Genomic DNA, 479 nt, shown 5'->3' on the forward strand with positions numbered 1-479 from the left:
CATGAATGAGCGCCTATCGGACCGTGGTGGTCGGCACGGACGGATCGGATTCGTCGCTGCGGGCAGTGGACCGCGCCGGGGAGATCGCCGCGGGATCGGGCGCGAAGGTCGTCGTCGCGACCGCGTACTTCCCGCAGAGCGAGGACCACCACGCCGCCGACGTACTCAAGGACGAGGGCTACAAGGCCACCGGTAACGCCCCGATCTACGCGATCCTGCGCGAGGCGACCGAGCGGGCCAAGGCCGCCGGAGCCACCGATGTGGTGGAGAAGGCTGTGGTCGGTGCCCCCGTGGACGCCCTCGTCGATCTCGCCGAATCGGAGAAGGCCGACCTGCTGGTCGTCGGTAACGTCGGCCTGAGCACCATCGCGGGCCGACTGCTCGGTTCGGTGCCGGCCAATGTGGCCCGCCGATCGAAGGTCGACGTGCTCATCGTGCACACGTCCTGACCTCATCAGAACCAGGCCGAGGCCCGGTGT

At 68.7% G+C, this 479-nt stretch carries 1 protein-coding gene; it reads left to right on the forward strand.

The genetic code is table 11. The features are described from left to right. Positions 1-5: 5 nt before the first annotated feature. A complete protein-coding gene (locus H7I41_RS20235; RefSeq protein ID WP_073859366.1) occupies positions 6-449 on the forward strand; it encodes a universal stress protein in 444 nt (147 codons plus the stop codon). Positions 450-479 lie beyond the last annotated feature (30 nt).

Origin of the sequence: [Mycobacterium] manitobense (genome assembly GCF_025821665.1) — a bacterium.
Lineage (GTDB): Bacteria > Actinomycetota > Actinomycetes > Mycobacteriales > Mycobacteriaceae > Mycobacterium > Mycobacterium arseniciresistens.

Bases quoted from the DNA above. Each gene is read 5' to 3' on its own strand.
- H7I41_RS20235 (WP_073859366.1), top strand. From the start codon at position 6: ATGAGCGCCTATCGGACCGTGGTGGTCGGCACGGACGGATCGGATTCG.